Below are 18,180 nucleotides of genomic sequence, written 5' to 3'. Positions count from 1 at the left end.
AGATAACAGTAGAGAACAGTGAAGGAAGATGGAAGGATTTATTTTTCTTTATTAAGTGGAGTTGGTTTGTGGGTAGTCAAAATGAGCTTGGTAGAAAAGTAAATGATAATATTAAGAGAGGTTGAGACAAAAGTGTTCAGCATCAAGAAATAAGAAGGAATTTCCGAAAATTGACAAGAAACACAAAAACTAGTTTTTGATGTTGATTGTTACCTACTTGGTGCTTCTCAAATTTTTGGTAAATTTCGGCAAATTTTCCGAAGATGCTACTTTTGTCTCACCGTGAACAAGAGGTCGTGAAAAGAGTGTTTTGACCTGAGCGCTCACCAAGTAAAAACTGCGACGAGTAATCGCAGGAGCATTAAGGATGGAAATCTCGAAACAGCTTCCCATGTTTTGAGATTTTTTGACTTATCGCCGAAGGTCAGCTCTTTGAACACCGTGAATCAGAGGTCGTGAAAACATCGGGTAGCTCTGATGACAATAAGAAAGAATTTTTTGAAACAGCTCCTCATGTTTTGAAAAATTCAGGCTTATTGTTGAGGAGTTGCTTCTTGAACGCCGTTTATCCGTTTTTAGAGATACTAGAAAAGACTGAGACAACTTTTGTCTCAGTCCCTCGTAAAGAGAAAAATAGTGTTCAAACAACCGCTCTTTGAAATAAGTCAATTTTTTTATATGAGAGGTTGTTTCAAAAAATTTTCTTATTGCCATTGGAGCGTTTTTTAACTGTATTACCAGATATGAACTCGTTTTTCAGGTGGAAGATACATCGCGTCTTTTTCAGTGATCGCAAATGTTTCATAAAATTCCATCAAGTTTTGGGGTTGGATATTGGCACGTAATTTAGCAGGGGCATGAACGTCGATTTGTAACAACAATTGTTGGTATTCTTTTTTTGCTTTTGTCCGCCAAATCGTCGCCCAGCTGACGAAAAAGTCTGCTAGTGAGTGATCTGCTTCGGTTTTTGCTGCTTCTAAAGCACAACTTAGACCGCCCGCATCTGCGATATTTTCTGAAACAGTAAGCTTACCATTAACAGTACCATCAGCAAATGATAAGCCATCAAATTCTTCGATCATTGCTTGGGCTTTTTCTTGGAAGTGCGCTAGATCTTCTTCCGTCCACCAGTTATTTAAATTACCATATTCATCGAATAAGGCACCATTATTATCGAAGGCATGAGAGATTTCATGGGCGATGACAGCGCCGATCCCACCGTAGTTTGCTGAACTTGATTGTTCTAAACTATAAAATGGTGCTTGTAAAATAGCAGCTGGAAAAACAATGACATTTCTGAAAGGGTGGTAATAGGCGTTGACTGTATCAGCACTCATTTCCCATTCCGTCCGATCAACAGGTTGATTCCAGCGACCAAAACGTTCTTTCAATTCGATTTTGCTGAAGGCTAAAGCGTTGGAAAGCAAGGTTCCGCCTTCTTCTTGTGTCACTGTGTGGTACTTCGTATATAACGCAGGGATTTGGTCTGGATAGCCGACCTGAACTCCTAGTTTATCTAATTTGATGATCGCTTTTTTTCGTGTAGTATCGCTTAACCAGTTGTTTTTTTCTAAACGATCTTTATAGACAGAGATCATTTTTTCGATCATATGCTCAACATCTTTTTTGGCCGCTTCACCAAAGTATTTTTTGCCATAATAATCGCCAACGACTTGGTCAAATTGACCTGAAGCTAAGTAATAGGCAGCTTTTTTCTGCGGCATGGCTTCATCTGTGCCTGAGAGTGTCCGTGAGAAGATTCCGCTGATTTGTCTAAAGTCTTCTGATAGATAGCTACTCAACGAACGAATCGTTCGGACGATCATCCAGCTTTTGATCAATTGAAAATGTTCTGTGGTTAGTAGTTCGCCTAACTGTTCAAAATAAACAGGATCCGTCACGATTACTTTATCCGGTGTGGTACCAATCAATCCCACTGTCAACTTTTCCAGATCCAGTTTATCGGTATAGTGGATGAAGGTGTCAAATGACCGGGGATTGTACATTTTGCTATAATCCGCTTTTTCTTCCGCACTTTTAACATGAGGTGCAACCAATCGATCAAATTGGATGGCTTGTTCAACGATTGCCTCTGCTTGGCTTTTTTCTTTTCCGGTTAATTCAACGAGTTGGACCATCATATCAAAGAAAACGCCTAATAGTTGCGCACCATTTGGATGTTCTGCAGTATAGTAAGTTTTGTCAGGTAAAAATAATGAAGGGGGATAAGCAAATAATGCGTTTGTTTGTGCATTTTTCATATCCGCATCGACATCTAAGCTAAACGGTAAAGGTAAACTATCCAATGTCCAAGTAGGAAATTGGTGGTTCAAGTCTTCAAAAGATCCGATTTTTTCAATTCGTTCAATTAAAGGAAGCAATGGTTTAGCAGCTAACTGGTTTCTTCGATCATAATCATTAGCTAATTGATAAAAATGAAGAAAGTGACGCATCATATCTGATTGGACTTTATCAGGTTCAGCCAGCATATGATCAATATCTGTCATCAAAAGATCATCGATACCGTCAACTAAGTCCTGGAAACCGCCAGTGGCTGGTTTATCAGCGGGGATCTTGGCTGTTTTTAGCCATTCTTCATTCACAGCTTCAAAAAAGTCTTGCTTTATAAGTTCTTTGTTCATTCGGTTATCGCTCCTTTTTATCTAATGTTCCTATTATCATATAAAAACAGCGAATAAACAAATAGAAAGAGGAAAGAAGCACTTGTTGGGGTCTTGCCGTAGGCACAGCAGAACTAGTCTATCTGATTTGTTTTTCTCCTTATTTCACTTATAATAAAAAAGACGGAGGTGATTCGTTCTTGAAAACTGTATTTGAACAATCAATCGAATGGAATCTAGATGGTATCAAGAAACGGTTAAGCGCTGTGGAACAGTTGGCGATGAAGGATGAAGAAAAGGGTTACGCTTTAATTTTTGAAGATGGTAGTTATGTCATTCTAGATCAAAACAAACAACCAATAGAATACGGTCCTGCGAGCCACTCCTACCCAGATGCAAGAAAAGCTTATCAACTCGTACCGATGACTGAAGCAGAAGTCACCAATATTTCTCGTTGGCTTGCGAATAATCGTGAAAAAGCTTTGATTGCGCCAAAGGAAAACGGACAAGAACTTTTGGATTGTTGGGTGGGATTGCCTGAACAACGGTTTTTAAACTATAAAAATTGGCGGACACCGTCTGGCTATCTTTGTGGGACCTATGCTGCAACTGTCCTTATTGCTTATTACCAAGATTTTCAAAACGAATTGTTTTTCTCTCCAACGTTACGTGAAAAAGGAACGAAAGACCATGCGCAACTAAGTGAAGCATTACGCCAAGCGATCCAGCCGCTAGGACTTCCGACGGTTCCCGGTCAAGTCAGTCATGGTATCACGAAGTTTTTAAAACATACAGGAAATCGAGTGTCTGCTAGAAGTACGATGCTTGGTTCTTGGCAGCGAGCGACTAAACGGATTCGCCAAGGAAAACCTGTGATCTTAGGGGTGTTGAAAGTATTAGGGAGCACCTATGGCAATCATTGGGTCACTGCATATGCATATTATCAATCCTCTTCTGGAGAACGCTTTTACAAAGTTCATGACAACTGGGGCAACACGGATCAATTGATTCCTGCTAGTTGGTGTAATGGAACTGTTTCGCTGCCTTAAAAATTATTTACAGAAATTACCAGAAAAACTGGAAAAAATATGTTAAACTATCGAAGAAGAGAGAACAATAGGGAGGACAACATGAGTAAAAAGTATCAGGATGACACATTGAAAATCTTTAGCTTGAATGGAAATCGACCACTGGCAGAAAAAATTGCCAAGGTGTTTGGAACGGAGCTAGGAAAAAGTGTCGTAAAACAATTTAGTGATGGAGAGATCTCGATCAATATCGAAGAAAGTATTCGTGGGGATCATGTTTATATCGTGCAATCAACCAATCAGCCAGTTAATGATTATTATATGGAATTATTGATCATGATCGATGCGATGAAACGTGCCAGTGCAAAAACAATCAATGTTGTGTTACCTTATTACGGTTATGCCAGACAAGACCGTACAGCAAAACCACATGAACCGATCACAGCTAAATTGATTGCTAATTTGATCCAAGAAGCTGGCGCAACTCGTGTGCTGACATTGGATTTGCATACAGTTCAAGTCCAAGGATTCTTTGATATCCCTGTAGATAACTTATTCACAATGCCATTGTTTGCTCACTATTACCGAGAACTTGGTTTAACAGGTGACGATATTGTTGTCGTTTCACCAAAAAATAGTGGTGTCCAACGTGCAAGAAGTCTTTCTGAATATTTGAATAGTACATTGGCGATCGTGGATCACGCCGATGATGCAGATGAAAATAGTGGATATGTGATTGGCGATGTCCAGGGAAAAACATGTATCATGGTCGATGACATCTTGAATACTGGTGCAACGCTTGCTCGAGCTGCTAATGTTTTGAAAGAAAACGGAGCAAAAGAGGTTTATGCTTGTGCTTCACACGGCTTGTTGTCTGTTCCTGCAAAACAAATTTTAGATGATGCACCGATTAAAGATATCTGCATCACTGATTCTGTATTTACTCAAGAAGAACGTCATCCTAACAATTTAACGATTGTTACTTGTTCAGAGTTGATGGGAGAAGCGGTTAAACGAATTCATGAAAATACACCAATGAGTCCATTGTTCCGTCTAGAAGAAAAAGTATTTGATTAATCATTTTTTGTTAAGTGATGAAATAAAATTCGTTCGACAATCGTGGTAGCACGAATTGTGGAACGAATTTTTTTCTAAAAGTTGGGAAACTATCCTGGTTTAGCGATTGTTTCTTTGGTAACTTGCTTATTTTATGCTAGAATGTGCCTAGTTCTATTTGGAAGGGATGAAAGAAGTTGGAAAAAATCTATTTGGATCATGCAGCGACGACGCCCATGCATCCCTACGTCATTCAAGAAATGACCACAATGATGCAAGAAACCTTTGGGAATCCTTCGAGTATCCATGGCTTCGGCCGAATTGCCCATGAAAAGTTAGAAACAGCAAGACAACTTATTGCTGATAGTTTACAAGTCAATGATCATGAAATCATTTTTAATAGTGGAGGGACAGAAGGCGATAATACAGCGATCCTTGAAACGGCTTTTTCACGAAAAAAAGACGGGAATCATTTGATCACTACCGCTATCGAACATCCTGCTGTCTTGAATACAATGAAATATCTGGAAACACAAGGCTTTGAAGTCACGTATTTACCAGTAGATGAAAAAGGCAATATTTCACTAACTGACTTTGATGAAGCATTAAGTGATGAAACGATTTTAGTCTCGATCATGTTTGGGAATAATGAAATCGGGAATTTGATGCCAATCAAAGAAATCGGCGAACGGTTGCGGGAACACCCTGCTTATTTTCATACCGATGCGGTTCAAGCTTATGGGAATCAGACGATTCATCCAAGGGAGTTAGGTGTTGATTTACTTAGCATCTCTGCCCATAAAATCAATGGACCAAAAGGCGTAGGATTTTTATATAAAAAAGATGGCATAAATATTCCTTCACTACTTTTAGGTGGAGAACAGGAAGAAAAGCGGCGAGCAGGTACTGAAAATCTCTCAGGTATTTGGGGAATGGCGCAAGCGGTCAAACTTTTAACTGCCGAAGAACGTGAAGCTCGAAGTGAAAAATATGCTGGATTCCAAGAATTGATTTTGAATACCTTGGAAAAAGAAGGAATTTCTTATCAAGTCAACGGCGATTTAAACAACAAATTACCACATGTGTTAAACCTTCGATTACCTGGTGTTGCGAATGACTTACTTTTGATGAAGTTGGATCTAAATGGGATTGCGATATCTACTGGGTCAGCATGTACAGCTGGTAATATCGAACCTTCGCATGTGCTGGAGGCAATGTATGGGAAAGATACACCAATCCTTAAAGAATCCATACGAATCAGTTTTGGTTACGGCAATACCAAAGAAGAAGTCCAACGTTTTCTTGATGTATTGATCCAATCAATCTAAGTTGGAAAAAACCTAGTAAATGATGCAAGAAACTTTTATAATAAAAGTAGAAATCAATTTACCGAGGTGAAAATTATGGCATTTGAAAAAACAGCCACAGTTTTAGGAGCAAAAACAAGTTATCGTTTACATCCAGATGCAAAACGTTACACTTTGAGAGACAATGGATTTACCGAAACAAATGGCGGCAATTATCAGTTGATCCGTCCGCTAGATGCAACCCCACAAAGCAAAGAAGGGTTTAAACTAAAAATCACTGTTTCAAAGGATATCCAAACACTAAAAATGTCTATTACGACAGCTAACGGATTGAAAGCAGTCAATATTTTTAAAGACGACCGGCAAAAAATGAGTCAAGATAAATTTTATTTTTTGATGGATGGTATGATCAGCCGAGGATTATTTGAAAAAGTCTAAGGAAGTCGAACGTATCTATCATTGTTGCCAGTAAAAAAAGCAAAGAGAACAGCTAGTAAAGCTGAATTCTTTGCTTTTTTACTATCTATTGAAACGGGACAATCGCTAGAGAATAACCATTCCTCTATTCTACTTTTGTCCACTCATCTAAGGATTTACCATTTTCGTCAATGATTTCTAACCAGCTGTTTGTTCCACCGAAGTAGAGTAACAGACTTGCTTCATTGACGCTTTTGACGATAATATCTTTGCTCGTTTTATTTCCCACAATGCTATCTTTATAATCATCACGTAATTTATCCCCATATTTTGCCGCATAACTGACGGAACCGTCTTTATTTAAAGGAGCTTCCGCTAATAGTATAGCCCCCTTTTTGATCAACAGTTCATTTCGACTGATCCAATAAAGTGTTGCCTGACTGTTTCTAAAATTAACGGTAAAAGGGATCTCACTAACTTCCTTTGTCCAACGATGTCTTGCTTTTGCCGGCTTTTTCTTTTGAGGACTGCTTTTTTCTAAAGAGTAACCAAATACTGCCAAGATTTTTGTGATTTCTTCGACTGGTTCCGCTAACTTTTTGACTTGTACTTGAGGGATCGTTTCTTTTGCGGAATCATCGATTTCTACTGTCAATCCCGTTGATTCTGCCTGTTCTTGAAGTAGGTAGCTTAGATGACTGGCTTCAAGATCCCAAGGAAGTTGAACCAATACGATGTGATCCCAACTTTTAGGTACCACGGTTTGACCGATTGCGATACATTGTTTGTTTTTGAAAAATAGATAAAGTGAATGATCAGGTAGAGCTGGTTTTTCTTTTGTGATAGTCATCTTCCCATGTTCATTTGGTAACGTAATCTCGATTGCTGAAGGAGTCAGAGTCGTTTGAAAGCTGATAGGCATAATCAATACCTCCTGTTTTTCCTTAAGTTTACCATGATTTACTTGTGATTACTTTTTTCTAGCATTGTACACAATGGGCAATGAGAACAATGAACAACCGCTTTTTAGTTAAACAGACAATCACTTTTGCTAGAAAAAGAGCTAATATTTGTTTAATTCTTTGATGTTGTTTACCCTAAAAGAAAAGGAAGTAAGAAGGGGTCCATATGAATTTTTTTATTAGTGATATGCACTTTTTTCATAAAAACTTGTTAGGCAAAAATGATTTTGCCCCTCGTTTATTTGCTAGTGTGGAAGAAATGAATCAGCAGCTAATAGATAGTTGGAATAAAGTTGTCAAAGAAACCGATCACGTGTATCACTTAGGCGATCTGGCGATGCACCCACAATATGAAAAAGGTAGCCAAGACATACTGGAGCTGGTGCAACAACTCAATGGGACAATCCATTTGATCAAGGGGAACCATGACAGTCGTGCTTTTTTCAGATATTTAGAAAAACATGATCCAGGAAACAAGGTTGGTTCAAAAAAGTTTTATTTTTATGATGTCGGAACTATCATCAAATTCAATCATCAGCAATACTATTTGACTCATTATCCGATGTTGCTGGGATCAAACGATAGTATCCGTAATCTTCATGGACATATCCATCATTATAGTGTACCGATCGGTAATGATGTGAATGTCGGTGTAGATGCGCCAGAAAGAGAACTGTTGAAAGTGCAACAACCCTTTGGCACACCGTTGTCAGAAGATGACATTGAAGAAATTTACGAAGCTAAACAACAAGAATTAGCACGTCTGAAACAAAAATAAGGACGTAAAACATTTCTGCTAGTCTAGAAAAAATAATCCTCTTAAGTTCGCTGTTAAAGCGAACTTAAGAGGATTATTAATCATATGATGGATAGTGATTTTTTTGTTCAGTCTAGTCCTTATAAAATGCAATAGACATATTGACCATTGTCATTATACCCTTTAGAGACTGTTGCGGTACCTTGATTTAGTTTGCTCACGTCTTGCGCGATATCTTTTGAATAAACGATCAAAGTTTTTTCTGTCGTATGTTGATTCAACCAATCGATCCCGTAATCAACTGTTTGGTTCTTGATGATATTGTTGTAATATTTGCCGTATTTTTCTTTAGCTTCTGCGGTCATATGGTAATCATAATTCAGACCATAGCCATTTCGGTAAGCGACGGCGGTTGAAAAAGAACCATGGAATCGCAAATACGTCGCATAACGATAGGTGCCATTTTCTAGTTTGACTAAGGCGTAAAAATGATTGTAGAAATAATACCAGCCACCCGCCATTTTATTATGAGCAACATCGGCATTTAAGGGATTAGGGTTGCTCAATTCATAAAGTTCATAGATCGACAAGTTATCCGTATAATCAAATCGTTGTTGAGTAAAAGCTGGTGGCGTATGAATGATTTGATTGACTTGATACCCTTTGATTGGATGGGCTTTTTTAGCGATCTTCGTATAACTCGGATTGTAACTTAAGTGATTAAAATCGGTCGTGATATCTGAAGAATAGATGATCTCAAAGGAACAGTGTGTGTAGGTATTGATCCAGTTCATCACATAGTTTGGGATGTCTTCGGTCGCGATCATTTTTGGAATCACCGAGATTTTGGGATCTGCATATTTTTGTTCGGCTTCTTTAGTTAACTGGAAGTTGGCAAAAGCATTTAATTGCGCCACCACTTTCCCAAAAACATTACGACCTAAAGTTAATTCCGTGCTTCGGTAAGGTTTCTGGGTGTTTTGGTCGATGGCGATGAAGTAATAGTCATTTTTTAGGTTGTATATATTTGAATTTGATCTGAAAGTAAAGTCGGCTACTTTTTCATCGGGTCCTCCGATTGGTGAGCTAATAACATTTTGCAAGTAATATTGATAATCTACAAAGGAAGGGCTGGTTTTTTCAACTTTATCCGAGCGTAAGATGTCATTTGGTGTTATTCCGATGCCGTTAATTGGATCTTCGGTCTCCAAATCAATTCCTTGAAAATTAGGATTACTTTGTGATGTTAGCTCATCAATTCTACCATCTGGGGTCGCATTCATATAAGCAGCCCATACAAGCATAGAACAATACCAATTTTTCCTGGATGATTTACGATCTTTTTGGTTAAGAATCTCTTCAGTATTTACGGTACCATATGGTTTCCCCAGTTGTCCCTTCATAAAAGTAATTGCTGCATTTTTTTGCAAAGCAGTAGCTTCTGGAACTCGTAAAATTGTTGCTTCAGTATAATCAAATCGTTGATCATCTAATACTCCATAGACCACTCCACCTTCCTTATCTGGAAGATCATCACTTTTACTAGTCGCTTCGATAGTCCGAATATATCGGAAAGTTTCTGCTTTCCCATTAATCATATGGGTTTCTTCATAAATTCCTTCGACAATCATCACATGATGAAGAAAGTAGGAAGTTGATAGGATTTCAGCCCGATTTTTCTCAAAAATAATGTCCCCTAGTTGCACGGTATTCAATAAATCATAGGTTCCGTAAGTTGGCTTTTCTTCAAAAGTAATATTGTCTAATGAATTGCCGATATTAAAGGACCACAACGGAGCAATTTTCGCTAAACGTTCTGCTTCTGCTGGTAAATATTGGTCGTTGACGGATTGCAGATACTCTTTTAATTGGTCTTCGTCTGACAAGGTATCTTTCAAGGTGGTTTGCTGATAATAATTAGCGGTGAATTCTTCAAAGGTTTGATCGAAGGAAGCGTATTCATTTTTTGAAAAAATCATAGTATTTAGTCAGTTGTTCATCAGTTGTGGTATCTTCATGGGCATCGGTGAAAGGAACAGCAAACAAAAGTGTCCATAAAAAGGTGACAATAAAAAAGAATTTAAATTTCACGGGTATTCCTCCTAAGTCTTATGATAAAATAATAACATATAAAAAATAATCAAGCATCTATAAACACTTGTTGATTATGTTTTTTATTGACGTGAAATACGAGACATAACAGCTAGAATGGAATAAATTAAAATAAGATTGTAAGCGTTGTTATTTTGTTTTTATGATAAATACAGAGTATTTTTGTTGTTTTTTTAGCTTTTATTTAGGGTTTTATAGAAGGGGTAATAAAAAAGAATGTAACCTAGTTAATACGTATAATGATTATTTGTTATTAAATTTTAGGTTTTATTTAATTTAAGATAACATTTTTTAAAAAATAAGTTTAACCTTTTTGCTGAATCTAGATTTTGTAATCGATTATTTCTAGAAAAAATGGTAAAAGGGTAGTTTTTTTTAAAATAAATACTTGATTGTTTTCTTCACAGATTATGACAATCTGTTCATTAATATAAAAGGAGAAGATGAGAATGAAGGCTTATCTAGTTGGTTTGGTGCTATCCATGGCGGTGTCTCTTAGGTGTGTGACAGCGCTTTACATGTATTATCTTGTTCTTAAAACTTTGGTTCCGTTCTTTCTTATCATGGTGTCAGGATTGATCGGTCTATTTTTTGCTACATTTTTAAAAAATTAGTTAGGAAAATAAAAAAGGAGTGGTGCAAATGTTATCGCTAAATAATAAGACGTGTACGAAAGTTTCAAGAAATTTCTTAATCGGTAGTTTTTTCTTAATGATGTTGATGATTGTTGGTTTGTTTGGTAAAGTTTATGGATTTATTCCGTTAAGTGATCTTCCAGAAGGAAGTCTGATGATTTTCTATTATCTTAGCTGTTTGCTCAGTGGGCTCAGTTTGATTTTTTCTACAGGTGCGCATTCAAAACTTTTAAAAAGATGGGCAGCTTTCATTCATTTTGCTTGTATTTTTGGAGTCGTATTTATTTTTATCGGCTTTGTTAGTATTGCAAGATTTGATTGGCTTATTGCGCTAATTGCTTATTTGCTACTATCTATCTGGTTACTGAAAACAAAAGATCAGAAACGAGTAGCGATCATTTGTTTAGGATTACCAATGATCTTGTCAGCTGGCTTTTTTATCAGGGTCCACTACAGTTACCTTACCTCTGGGGATTATTTGCGTACGCTTGGATTTTTGATTTTACTAAGTTTGTCTGGGGTGGTTGGTCTTATTCTTGCGGCGAACCTCAAGAACGAGAATAGAAAAGTCAAGTGGGTTCTCTTAGGGATCAATTATTTTTTTGCAACCTATTTCCATATCGTCGTTTGGATTTTTGGTCTATAACTATCAGGTATTTGACAAAGGCAAGTGTTTAGGAGAGATGAGTATTCTTATTAAAAATACTAAAAAATGTGTTTGAAGAATGAAAAGGAGAGAAGAAAATGATCCCATTAAAAAGTAAAACCTGTACCATCATTTCATTTGTTTTATTAGCGTTATCTTTTAGTGTTGCTTATGTTGGCTATATCCAAACAGATGAGCTTAATTTTCTATTGTTAGTGAGGATTACGTGTTGGTTATTAGGTGGCGCTAGCCTTTTCTTTGCTACCAAGATCAAATCTAATTATCTAAAAATAGTAGTGATCCTTTTAAATTTTATCAGTCTCTATAATTGGCTGTATAGCTGGCTTGATAATTGGTTTGATATTTGGCGAAGATTTAATTGAATCGGTTTGGCATTTTTAAAAATTATTGAAGGAGAAAAGATGAAAAAATATTTGACCATAAAGGGCTATGTCTTGCTATGATTCTATCGATTAGTTGTTTCCTAACGCTGTACTATATTTATGATTTTTACTTAGATATCGAAGGGTTATTTTTAGAATTATTGATGATTATTCTTGGTATTACAGGAATTTACTTATCAATGAAGATCCGACAGACACGTTGGCGATGGTTCTTATTAGGAATCAATTATTTTTTTGCTACCCATTTGCAAATACTTGTCGTTTTCAATACCTTTGTGAAATTTTTTTGGCAATGAGCGTAAAAATAAGAGCAAACGAACTTAAATGAGTAAGAACCAAGCAATGAACGGTGAGAGAAATGTTTCTATTGAAATTAGATCCAGTCTATAAAAAAGGAGCTGTGTGGATGATTTCAAAAAATAGTAAACCTGTACGATTGTTTCGTTGGGGTTGTTAAGTAGTTGTATCGCTTTAGGTGTTGTGCCATTCGTTATAAAGGAACAAGCAGCGTGGTTGCTCTTATCCTATTATTCTTGTTGCGTGTTGAGTGGAGTCAGCTTGATTTTTTCGAGAGGTAGCCGGTCTAAGTTCTTAAGAGGATTCGTCGTGATTGTCCATTTTCTTTGTGTCCATGGACTTGCCATTTTTATCGTTTTAGGACTTTTTATTTTTGAACCCTCCGGTTGGTTAATAATTATGGTAGGATTGTGCTATTTATTTGTATCAACGATGCTATTTTTTAGTTCACAAAAAAAATGGGGAAAAATGGTTATAGTTAGTTTACCATTACTATTTTCACTTGCCTGTTTTATTTGGGGGAATTACTTATTAGCTGGACATTTTTCTTGGGAGATAATTTGGGTGTTGATTTTACTGACTTACTTTGGCTTGATTGGACTTATTCTTTCCGCACAACTCGAGGATGGAAAAATTAAGTGGGTATTACTAGGGATCAATTACTTCTTTGCTACTTATTTTCACGTGGTTCTTTTGATTAACGAAATTTCTTGGCTATAAAGAATAAGTTAAGAGTGGGGTGTCATAGCAAAAATTTTAGTGTTAATTATTTCTTTGCCACTTGTTTTTATTTCCTTACGCTTATTTTCTTCATGTGGATAGTCTTTAACTATGATCAATCGACTGAACAAAAGCAAATGATAGAAAGACGATTCCAATTTTCTTTTTTTAAAAGTGATTAAAAGGCTATACTGATACTTTGATAAATAAGGGATGAAATTTTCAAAAATATATCGTATAATGTAAAGCACTGAAAAGTTGCGACCTTCAACTCGTAGATGATTTCAGAAAATCTAATTGAAATGATGGTGATACCATGAAAGACAACAGCAAGACACGTGTTGTCGTTGGGATGAGTGGCGGTGTCGACTCATCTGTAACAGCACTTTTACTAAAGGAACAAGGCTACGACGTCATTGGGATCTTTATGAAAAACTGGGATGACACGGATGAAAATGGTGTATGTACAGCTACGGAAGATTATAAGGATGTAGCGAAAGTTGCTTCACAAATCGGGATTCCTTATTATTCTGTCAATTTTGAAAAAGAATATTGGGATCGTGTATTTGAATATTTCTTAGCTGAATACCGAGCAGGACGGACACCTAATCCAGATGTGATGTGTAATAAAGAAATCAAATTTAAAGCATTTTTAGATTATGCGATGGATCTAGGTGCTGAATACGTAGCGACTGGGCATTATGCGCAAGTAGTGCGTGACGAAAATGGCGTAGCACATATGCTTCGCGGTGTAGATAACAACAAAGATCAAACTTATTTCTTAAGCCAATTGTCACAAGAACAATTAGCGAAAACAATGTTCCCACTAGGTGGTATGGAAAAAACACAAGTACGTGAAATTGCGGAACGTGCAGGTTTAGCAACTGCTAAAAAGAAAGATTCCACTGGGATTTGTTTTATAGGCGAAAAGAATTTTAAACAATTTTTAAGTAATTATTTACCAGCTAAAAAAGGAAATATGGTGACACTTGATGGAGAAGTCAAAGGTCAACATGCTGGATTGATGTATTACACGATCGGTCAAAGACAAGGCCTAGGGATTGGTGGTGGCGGTGCATCACAAGAACCTTGGTTTGTAGTTGGAAAAGATCTTGCAACGAATACGTTATATGTAGGACAAGGATTTCATCATCCTGCCTTATATGCAACAAGCCTTGATGCGAGCGAAATCCATTTTACAACGAATGAACCAATGCCAAAGGAATTTAAATGTACAGCTAAATTCCGCTACCGCCAACAAGATGTGCCGGTAACGGTTCGGTTATTAGAAAGCGATCGTGCCGAAGTGATTTTTGATGAACCTGTACGGGCGATCACACCAGGTCAAGCTGTCGTCTTTTATGATGGAATGGAGTGCCTTGGTGGTGGCTTGATTGATCATGCCTACAATAAAGAAAAAGTCTTGCAATATGTGTAAATCTTGCTTGCGAACAGCTCTTTGAACAACTTTCTTTTGTTAGAAGAACAAGAAAAGAGTTAAGACAAGTTTAGTTCTGAGAAATAAGCCGAAGAATCCGAAAATAGTTTCGCCTATTTTTGGTATTCCTCGGCTTTTTTTGCTAGAGTGTCTTCTGGAATATCCGTTAGGTGTTTTTGAAGCAAAGATTTTTCAGATTTTTGTCTAAGAATTTTTTCTGAAGAAAACAGTGTCAGGCGGCTTTTTCAACAGGCGGTTCTATCTATTTGAAAGCGTTATTTTTAAAAAGAGAGTATAATAAAAAAGGAAACCGACCGTTTATCTCATTTACATGGCATCTAGGATTAGGAGAGACGAATGGTTCTTGGTTTGTTTGAGTATCAACGAATGGAAAGTAGTGAATCAAAAATATTGAAGAAAGCAAAAGGAGCGAAAAAGATGGAAATCACACATTTTGGACTGGAAGAATGGTTGAATAAGTGGGAAAAAGAAGCAGTATATGACCTTGCACAAAGTTCCATCGAAGCACTGACGTTAGAAGAACTGATTGGGTTAGACGGAACGACAGTTACTGATTTTTTTCAATCTTTGAGTAAAACGTCGTTGGATTATGGGTGGAGCGAGGGGACGGCAACTTTCAAACAAGAAGTCGCTTCTTTGTATCAATCGCTTTCTTCAGAAAACATTATTCAAACCAATGGGGCGACTGGGGCGAACCTTTTGGCGCTGTATGGATTGATTGAACCAGGAGATCATGTGGTCTCCATGTTGCCAACCTATCAGCAATTGTACGACTTACCCAAATCTTTAGGTGCAATTGTTGATTTCGTACCACTCACAGAAGAAGAGGAATGGCGTTTTGATAGTGTGAAATTAGTTGATGTGATCCAACCAAATACTAAAATGATTTGTTTAAACAGTGCCAATAATCCAACGGGTACATTGTTGGATCGCCAAACATTGGAAGAAATTATCGAAATTGCCGAAAAAGTTGATGCGTATATTTTGATGGATGAGGTGTATGCCCCATTAGCAGGGGGAGATTTTGTCTCAATCGTGGATCTGTATGACAAGGGGATCACGACTAATTCATTGTCAAAGACTTATTCTGTTCCTGGTATACGCATCGGCTGGGTAGCAGCGAATCAAGAAATCATTGAGCGTTTAAGAAAATACCATACCTATTTAGTACTTAGCGGTGGTGTTTTGTCAGATGCATTAGCGGTTCACGCACTGAGGAATAAAGAAAAGATCCTTGCACGAAATAAAAAAATCGTTTCGGAGAATTTAGCCATCGTTGAAAAATGGCTGGCTGATGAACCAAATGTCCAATTAGTGTTACCGAATCACGTGTCAACGTCATTCATTCGCTTGAACATAACAGAAGACGATGAGCAATTTTGTATTGATCTTCTGAGAGAAACTGGTGTCCTACTGGTCCCTGGTAGTGCCTATGGGGTGCCTCAGCATGCGCGCTTAGGGTATTGTTGCAAGAAAGAAACATTAGAAAAAGGGTTAGCGTTACTTTCAGAATATCTAAAAGAACGTGGAAATAACAAAGCTTGAGAAATTGAAGAGATCTCCAAACGTTAGATTTTTTTGTCTATCTTTTGGAGGTCTCTTTAATTTAAGGTGTGTTTTTATCAATTTTGTTAGGAATAAAATAATTATTTTGGATGTTGCCAAACACGCTCTTTTTTATTTTTTGTTCTTCAAATTTTTTATAATATAAGTGATAGAGAGGACTACTAAAATAATAACTAAAAATGTAAAAATAAGTCTAAAAAATAACACGAATTTTATAATTAAATTCCCTATTTTAATTATTCTCCTTTTTATAAAAAGTTTGATAAATTCCGTGGATAACGCTTTTTTTTTTTGGATGTAGAAACGTTAGTCTGTATTTATATTAAAATATTACCCTATATTTTAGGAGGAGTGTAAATGTTTTTTACCTATTAGGAACATTAAACGACTATTTAAGTAATTTTTAAAACATGAGACTTTTCAACGAATAAACTAAAAGTATCTTATTAATTGATTTCAGTACCATCGGAATAAATTGAAATCAATTAAATTTCAATTTACCATTCATACGAACAGTATACCATTCCGCAAATTTTTTGAAATGGATTTAGACGACCTAATAATAAGGAAATTTGTATCAGAGGTACACAGAATAGGGATACGCTTGTCTTTTAATCAGTCTGAAAGTCACGTGAAAATAATTGAATGATTTTTTCAGTTCTTCTTAAAATCATAGCGTGCAGAAAATCAGATATTTATGATCAAGTTGACGTAGATTTGATTTTGACAGGTCTATAAAAAACACCTGATTTTGAAGAAACCCCCAAAAGCTAGACTAAAAAATCTAACTTTTGGGGGTCTCTTCAATCTGGAATATGACGATAGTTCTTGTTTATTCAGATTGACTATTAGTAAGCAATCAATGTCCATGAGGTTGTGTGTGTTTGTCTGAAGAAAGGACAGGTGCATCGGATGTTTCTGATGAGTCAACAAGCTCATTGTCATGGATTTCTTGTGTGTTACGACGTACTAGTAAGAAGTTCACTAAAACAAGTAAAGAAGTGGAAAGAAAGACTCCTCGGTAACCAAACACGCTTGAAACGCTCGAACCAATCATTGGACCAACGACATTCCCAGTTGCTTGGAAGGATTGATTGTAGCTAAAAATCCGACCGGCGGCGTGATGTGGGGAATATTTGGTGATCAAAGCTTGGACAGCTGGAAGCAAACAAGCATCTGAAATACCGATCAAAAAACGCAACGCAGCCAGTTCCCAGACATTCGTCACAAAGGCCATTGGGATATAAACTAAAATTGCAAATCCTAAGCCAATGGCTAAAATACGTTCACTCCCGATTTTATCGCCTAAGCGACCAAAACGAGGAGCGGCGATCAATGTGGCAATTCCTGGGATCGAAGCAATGATCCCACTAATCAGCGTGACACTGCCATGTCCATTTAGTAATTGACGAATATATAAACTAATGATTGGGCTAATAGAATTATTCGAAGCTTGAATAATCATTGTTGTGACGAACATACCAATCACGACATGGGGATACTTCAATTCTTTGAATATTTGTTTGGCAGAAGCCATATTTTCTTTTTTAATAGGTACAAATGTTTCATGAACAAAGAAGAGACTCAATAAAAAGACGAGAAATAAAATGATTCCTGTGATGAAGAAAGTTGGACGATAACCAAATGCTGAGGCTGAAATCCCCCCAAGTAAAGGACCAAGCAATGTTCCTGTGACGGAACCAGTAGCCAATGTTCCTAAGACTTGACCACTTTTTTCTTTCGGCGTACCAGTAGCGACAAGGGCAGTGGCATTACTGATGTAACCAGAAAAGATCCCTTATAACAACCGCAGTGCAACGAGTTGATACACACTGGTCACACAACCCATCAAGGCAATAACGACAGCCATCCCTAAGGAAGCACGCAAGAGCATCAATTTTCTGCCTTTCTGATCGGCTAATTTGCCCCACCAAGGAGAAATCAATGTGGTGACGAAGAACGTAGAAGAAAAGGTCAACCCACTCCAAAAATTCAATTGCGACGTACTATAGTTTCCTAACGTATCTATGTATAGTGACATAAACGGCATGACTAAGCTAAACCCAATTCCTGCCATAAAAGTCCCAAACCATAAGACAAATAAGTTTTGTTCCCAAGTTTCTCTTTTCCTAAGTAATTTTTCTTTGATGCGTGTGGTCACTGTTATGTCCTTCTTTCTGAAAATTTTCATTT

Annotated in this window: 15 protein-coding genes and 1 pseudogene; 11 read left to right on the top strand and 5 right to left on the bottom strand. The window is 37.0% G+C overall.

What is annotated here, in order from left to right; genetic code table 11:
* Positions 1–734 precede the first annotated feature (734 nt).
* Complete coding sequence (locus tag IGL30_RS10505; protein ID WP_088745616.1) at positions 735–2,642, bottom strand: M13 family metallopeptidase; 1,908 nt, start codon at positions 2,640–2,642, stop codon at positions 735–737.
* Between the two features lie 179 nt (positions 2,643–2,821).
* Between IGL30_RS10505 and IGL30_RS10500 the strand changes: the two genes are divergently transcribed.
* The 4 genes from IGL30_RS10500 (at position 2,822) to IGL30_RS10485 (ending at position 6,450) form a co-directional block, all read left to right on the top strand.
* A complete protein-coding gene (locus IGL30_RS10500) occupies positions 2,822–3,670 on the top strand; it encodes a dihydrolipoamide dehydrogenase (protein ID WP_185068160.1) in 849 nt (282 codons plus the stop codon).
* An 81-nt stretch (positions 3,671–3,751) separates the two neighbouring features.
* Positions 3,752–4,726: a ribose-phosphate diphosphokinase gene (locus IGL30_RS10495; RefSeq protein ID WP_010720818.1), complete on the top strand. Its 975-nt coding sequence runs from the start codon at positions 3,752–3,754 to the stop codon at positions 4,724–4,726.
* Positions 4,727–4,902: 176 nt separating this feature from the next.
* A complete protein-coding gene (locus IGL30_RS10490) occupies positions 4,903–6,033 on the top strand; it encodes a cysteine desulfurase family protein (RefSeq protein WP_088745618.1) in 1,131 nt (376 codons plus the stop codon).
* 75 nt (positions 6,034–6,108) lie between these two features.
* On the top strand, positions 6,109–6,450 hold the full coding sequence (locus tag IGL30_RS10485; protein WP_010720816.1) for a DUF1831 domain-containing protein: 342 nt from the start codon (positions 6,109–6,111) through the stop codon (positions 6,448–6,450).
* A gap of 124 nt (positions 6,451–6,574) precedes the next feature.
* Here the strand turns inward: IGL30_RS10485 and IGL30_RS10480 are convergent, their stop codons facing one another.
* Positions 6,575–7,351 carry a hypothetical protein gene (locus IGL30_RS10480; RefSeq protein WP_088745619.1) on the bottom strand — a complete coding sequence of 259 codons (777 nt, stop codon included), beginning with the start codon at positions 7,349–7,351 and terminating at the stop codon, positions 6,575–6,577.
* A gap of 206 nt (positions 7,352–7,557) precedes the next feature.
* Here IGL30_RS10480 and IGL30_RS10475 point away from each other — a divergent pair, with 206 nt between their 5' ends.
* On the top strand, positions 7,558–8,169 hold the full coding sequence (locus IGL30_RS10475; protein ID WP_088745620.1) for a metallophosphoesterase: 612 nt from the start codon (positions 7,558–7,560) through the stop codon (positions 8,167–8,169).
* Positions 8,170–8,288: 119 nt separating this feature from the next.
* Here IGL30_RS10475 and IGL30_RS10470 read toward each other — a convergent pair whose 3' ends face one another.
* Together IGL30_RS10470 and IGL30_RS10465 are read right to left on the bottom strand one after the other, a co-directional pair.
* On the bottom strand, positions 8,289–10,127 hold the full coding sequence (locus tag IGL30_RS10470) for a YiiX/YebB-like N1pC/P60 family cysteine hydrolase (protein ID WP_249509801.1): 1,839 nt from the start codon (positions 10,125–10,127) through the stop codon (positions 8,289–8,291).
* Positions 10,108–10,239 carry a hypothetical protein gene (locus IGL30_RS10465; RefSeq protein ID WP_260222026.1) on the bottom strand — a complete coding sequence of 44 codons (132 nt, stop codon included), beginning with the start codon at positions 10,237–10,239 and terminating at the stop codon, positions 10,108–10,110. Before IGL30_RS10465 ends, IGL30_RS10470 begins: the two co-directional genes overlap by 20 nt.
* Before the next feature lie 732 nt (positions 10,240–10,971).
* On the opposite strand from IGL30_RS10465, the gene IGL30_RS10460 reads away from it, so the two are divergent.
* From IGL30_RS10460 to IGL30_RS10435, 6 genes are all read left to right on the top strand, one after another.
* Positions 10,972–11,541: a hypothetical protein gene (locus IGL30_RS10460; protein WP_430618238.1), complete on the top strand. Its 570-nt coding sequence runs from the start codon at positions 10,972–10,974 to the stop codon at positions 11,539–11,541.
* Between the two features lie 98 nt (positions 11,542–11,639).
* Positions 11,640–11,924: a hypothetical protein gene (locus IGL30_RS10455; RefSeq protein ID WP_010720808.1), complete on the top strand. Its 285-nt coding sequence runs from the start codon at positions 11,640–11,642 to the stop codon at positions 11,922–11,924.
* A 77-nt stretch (positions 11,925–12,001) separates the two neighbouring features.
* On the top strand, positions 12,002–12,241 hold the full coding sequence (locus IGL30_RS10450) for a hypothetical protein (RefSeq protein ID WP_088745621.1): 240 nt from the start codon (positions 12,002–12,004) through the stop codon (positions 12,239–12,241).
* Between the two features lie 148 nt (positions 12,242–12,389).
* Entirely contained in the window at positions 12,390–12,962 is a 573-nt protein-coding gene (locus IGL30_RS10445; RefSeq protein ID WP_185068164.1) for a hypothetical protein, read from the top strand.
* Positions 12,963–13,278: 316 nt separating this feature from the next.
* Positions 13,279–14,400 (top strand): tRNA 2-thiouridine(34) synthase MnmA, encoded by a 1,122-nt coding sequence (gene mnmA, locus IGL30_RS10440; protein WP_088745623.1) that lies wholly within the window; start codon positions 13,279–13,281, stop codon positions 14,398–14,400.
* A 438-nt stretch (positions 14,401–14,838) separates the two neighbouring features.
* On the top strand, positions 14,839–15,966 hold the full coding sequence (locus tag IGL30_RS10435; protein WP_088745634.1) for an aminotransferase: 1,128 nt from the start codon (positions 14,839–14,841) through the stop codon (positions 15,964–15,966).
* A gap of 880 nt (positions 15,967–16,846) precedes the next feature.
* Here the strand turns inward: IGL30_RS10435 and IGL30_RS10430 are convergent.
* Positions 16,847–18,148, bottom strand: a pseudogene (locus tag IGL30_RS10430) (multidrug efflux MFS transporter).
* Between the last annotated feature and the right edge of the window lie 32 nt (positions 18,149–18,180).

It is taken from the genome of Enterococcus sp. DIV1089c, from assembly GCF_050530965.1.
Lineage (GTDB): Bacteria > Bacillota > Bacilli > Lactobacillales > Enterococcaceae > Enterococcus_B > Enterococcus_B hirae.
This window is presented reverse-complemented; position numbering and strand designations above follow the sequence as displayed.